Origin of the sequence: Yinghuangia sp. YIM S09857, from assembly GCF_051388915.1 — a bacterium.
Classification (GTDB): Bacteria; Actinomycetota; Actinomycetes; order Streptomycetales; family Streptomycetaceae; genus Yinghuangia.
The window spans coordinates 4,326-8,518 of sequence record NZ_JBPKBH010000041.1 but is presented as its reverse complement, the minus strand read 5'-3'; the positions used below and the strand labels follow the sequence as shown (position 1 = coordinate 8,518).

Genomic DNA, 4,193 nt, shown 5'->3' with positions numbered 1-4,193 from the left:
CCCCCGCCGGCGGGTGGGATCCGCGGGGTCGTCCCTGCCGCGGGGGTTCGCCTAGAGGTCGTTGGCGATGATGTTCTCGATGTTGCGCTCGGCGAGCGCGGTGATCGTCACGAACGGGTTCACCGTGACGTTGCCGGGGATGAGTGAGCCGTCCATGACGTACAGCCCGGGGTAGCCGTGCAGGCGGCCGTAGTTGTCGGTGGCCTTGTTGAGCACCGCACCGCCCAGCGGGTGGTACGTGAGGTGGTCTCCCCAGATCTTGTACGTGCCGAACAGGTCGGTCCGGTAGATCGTGCCCTCCTTCCGGTTGATCTTGTCGAAGATCGTCTTCGCCATGTCGATGGAGGTCTGCTTCCAGGCGGCCTGCCAGCTCAGGTCCACCTTGCCGGTCGCCGCGTTCCAGCTGAACTCCGCGCGGTGCGGGGTGTTGGTGATCGACAGGTAGAAGGACGCGTACGTCTCGATGCCGGTCGGCAGGGGCGCCACCTCGGCGAACGCGCCACCCGCGTCCCAGTTGTCGATGCCCGCGGTCGGCATCGAGGACTGGAGCTTGCCGGTCGCGTCCCACATGTGGTTCGCGCGCCCGCACATGACGTTGCCGTTGTCGCCCCAGCCCTTGCCCACCTCGTTGTTGAGGTTGGGCAGCGCCCCGGTGGCCTTGAGCTTGACGAGCAGCTTGGACGTGCCGACGCTGCCCGCCGCGAAGAACACCCGGGCGGCGGTGACCTGCTTGGTCGCCACGGTGTCACCCGTGGTGTTGATCTCGTCGATGGTCACGGTGTACCCGCCGCCCGCCGCGGGGGCGACCGAAGTCACCTTGTGCAGCGGGGTGATGGTGACCCGGCCGGTCGCCTTGATCTGCGCGATGTAGGTCTTCTGGAGCGACTTCTTGCCCGCGTTGTTGCCGTAGATGACCTCGCCCGCCAGCGCGGACTTCGGTACGGTGCCCGCCTCTTCGGCCTTCATGTAGTCCCAGTCGTACACGTTCGGGACGAACACGAAGGGGAAGCCGGAGCGTTCGGCGTGCTTGCGGCCGACTCGGGCGTACTGGTAGCACGGCGCGTTCTCCCACCAGCGCTGGTCGACGCTGGTGACGCCGAGGCCGGCGTTGGCGCGCGGGTAGTACGTCGAGTACATCTCGTCGGCGTTGACCGACGGCAGGATGCCCGCGAAGTTCGCGCGCTTGGGCGTGACGGCCATGCCGCCGTTCACCAGCGAGCCGCCGCCCACGCCGCGGCCCTGGTACACCATGATCCCGGCGAACTCCTCGGCGTCCAGGATGCCGGTGTACTTCGGGATGTTCTTGTCGATCGGGAACCCGAGGAAGTTGCTGAGCGGCTGCTTGGTGCGGGTCCGCAGCCAGAACGAACGGTGGTCCGGCGTCGTCGTGTTGGCGAAGATCTTGCCGTCCGAGCCGGGGGTGTCCCAGGCCATGCCCATCTCGATCATGTGCACGTCGATGCCGGCCTGCGCGAGGCGCAGCGCGGTGACGGAGCCGCCGTAGCCGGTGCCGATCACCAGTGCGGGGACCTGGGCGCCGTTGGCGATCGGACCGGCCGCGGGGGCGGCGTAGGCGCGGGGTGCCGCGACGTGGCTCGCGATGGCGGCGGCTCCGACGGCCGCACCGGCTCCGACGACGAAGCGGCGCCGCGAGACGCCGGTGCTGCCGGAGTCGGGAAGGGCGGTTTCACGCATGAGGTTTCCTCACTTCGGACGGGAGTGAACACCTGCTGTTCGTGCGCGTGCGATGTGCGGGTACCGGAACGTAATGTTCCGGATCGTGTGCCCGGCAGGCCCCCGGGGAGGGCGTGCGGGCATGGCCGTGGCACGAGGGGCTTGCCACGGTGGCGGGAGCGCTCGCCCGGCCGACCCGGCGAAAGGTCGGTCGGACGAGGTGCGCGGAAGGCGGTGCCGGGCGGAGCGGTGCGCGGGCCTGGTGCTGCGAGCTTCGGGCGTCGGACTTCGGGCGGTGGAGCGGTGGCCCGTGCCGGACGTGTCGGCGCCGTGGGCCGGGGGCCGGCGGCGGCGACGGGCCGGATGTGCTGCGCGAGGTCGAGTCGTGTCGAGCCGTGTGGAGCTGCGTCGAGCTGTGTGGAGCTGAGCCGTGCTGTGCCGAGGCGTTCCGCGGGACCGGGCGGCGGGCCGGGGAGTCCGCGGCCCGGTGCGACCGGCCCGGTGCGGGGCCGAGCCGATCAGCGTCGGTCGGGTCTCAGTGGTTCGTCAGGACGCAGACGCTGTCCAGGCCGAGCACGTGGTTGAGCCGGCCGAACGCCAGCCACGAGCCGATGGCCATGCTGAGCTCGACGATCTCGTGCTGGGTGTAGTGCGCCTTCATGCGCTCCCAGAACTCGTCGTCGATGTTGTGGTGGTCGACGGCGTACCGCTCGGCGTACTCGGCGGCGAGGCGCGTCCGGTCGTCGAACGCCTCCGTGGTGCGCCACTCGGTGACCGCCTCGGCGAACTCCGCCTCGACCTTCACGCCGTCACGCTCGGTGCGCCAGTCGAGGCAGAAGATGCACCCGTTGATCTGTGCGATGCGGAGTCGGGCGGCCTCGAACTCGCGCAGGCCGAGCTTGCTGTGGTCGTACACGGACATCGAGTAAGTCGCGGCCGCCGTACCGATCTCCGGGACCATCTCGGCCCAGACGTACGGGATGGCGTCCTCGCCTTCGGGAATGTCGATGATCACGGCTGCTTCTTCCTTCCGAGCGTGCCCGGATCCCCGGCCCGTGCGGGAATCATGCGGCGGAAGATAGCAACCGGAGTGACGCATTCCCAGAGCCCCGGCACCACGGATTTCGGGGCTCGAACGGACGCTTCGGCACACCCTGCCAACTGAGCGTTTTTCCGAGGTCCCGGAGCCCTTGCGGCCGATGGGGAACTAGTCACCGGGCGGTCGGGTGTCTCACCAACACGCGTTAGAAATCCCGCAGTTGGATTTTCCGGCGGCTCACCGCGGGACGGCCTCCGCGGACCCTTCCGGCCCCCGGGCGAGGTGCTCCCGGACGGCCGAGAGCCACGCGTCCGGCGCCTCCGTCTGGGGGCTGTGCCCCGCCCCGGGGACCACCGCGACGCGCGCGCCGCGGATGCGGGACGCGAACTGCGCGGCGCCGGAACGGAGTCCGATGTCGAGAGCACCGTTGACCACGGTGACCGGGCAGGTGATCGCGTCCAGGCCGTCGAGCACCGGCGCATACCTCCGGACCGCCTTGCTGAGGGTGACGAACGCGATCGGGTCCATGTCCGCGAGTGCCCGCCCCTGACGCTCCAGGCGGGCGCGCGCGGCGGAGGGGGTGTTCTCGGCAACCTTGAACCGGCGGCGGACGAACTTCTCCAGCGGCGCCATGCCGCGGCGCCGCACGAGCAGGTTGAGGAACGCGAACAGGAGCCGCACGTGCGGCGCGGCCGACGGCTTGGGCGCGGTGCTCACCAGGACCAGTGAGCGCACGCGTTCGGGGTGGGCGAGTGTGTGGCGCAGGGCGGTGAGGCCGCCCATCGAGTGGCCGATCAGATGCACCGGTCCGGGCGTCACGCGGTCCGCGAACGCGGCGAGGTCCGAGACCAGCAGGTCGAACGTATAGGCGTCGGTGTCCCCGAACTTTGCGCTCCCGCCGTGCCCGCGGTGGTCGTACGCGACGACCCGCCGGTCCGCCGCGAGGGCGGGCGCGACGTCGTCCCAGTCCGCCGCGCTGCCGGCCCAGCCGTGCAGCAGCAGCACCGGCGCCGGGTCCTTCTCCGGTGCGGCGGCGGGGAGTTCGCAGTAGCGCAGGGCGTACCGAGGCGCCGGTCCGTTGGGCAACGCCGGTACGGACAAGGGGAGTTCGACGGTCCGTGCGGACGCCGCCCAGGCCGCCGCCGCGGCCTCGGGGCCCGGTTCCGGGGCGCGCTCTGTCGTGGTCACTGCGGCGTCCCTCCACCTCGGCTGGACGCGGACCGTAACACGCATACCCACCTGCGGGAATGCGCGTCACAGCGGATCCCGGACCGGGCATGGGTCCATGTCCGGAAGGCATGGGTCGCGTGGTGGCGGAGACGGCGCACACCCTCAACCGGGGACGCGAAACCGCCCTGCCGGGTGCGCGCGGCACCCGCCAGGGCGGTCCAAGGGAAAGGAGACGTAGGTCGTGTCTTCAGATTCCCGCCGGGCCCGCGGGCTGTCCGACGGCCATTTGAAGACACTCCCCGGGGGTTTC

General features: G+C 70.6%; 3 protein-coding genes. All 3 read right to left on the bottom strand.

The genetic code is table 11. From position 1 onward, the window contains the following. Positions 1 to 51: 51 nt before the first annotated feature. A complete protein-coding gene (locus ACRX5S_RS40500; RefSeq protein ID WP_436778308.1) occupies positions 52 to 1,695 on the bottom strand; it encodes a GMC oxidoreductase in 1,644 nt (547 codons plus the stop codon). Between the two features lie 514 nt (positions 1,696 to 2,209). After that, entirely contained in the window at positions 2,210 to 2,689 is a 480-nt protein-coding gene (locus tag ACRX5S_RS40495) for a carboxymuconolactone decarboxylase family protein (RefSeq protein WP_436778307.1), read from the bottom strand. A gap of 261 nt (positions 2,690 to 2,950) precedes the next feature. Beyond that, entirely contained in the window at positions 2,951 to 3,901 is a 951-nt protein-coding gene (locus tag ACRX5S_RS40490; RefSeq protein WP_436778306.1) for an alpha/beta fold hydrolase, read from the bottom strand. Between the last annotated feature and the right edge of the window lie 292 nt (positions 3,902 to 4,193).

Bases quoted from the DNA above. Each gene is read 5' to 3' on its own strand.
- ACRX5S_RS40500 (WP_436778308.1), bottom strand. From the start codon at position 1,695: ATGCGTGAAACCGCCCTTCCCGACTCCGGCAGCACCGGCGTCTCGCGG.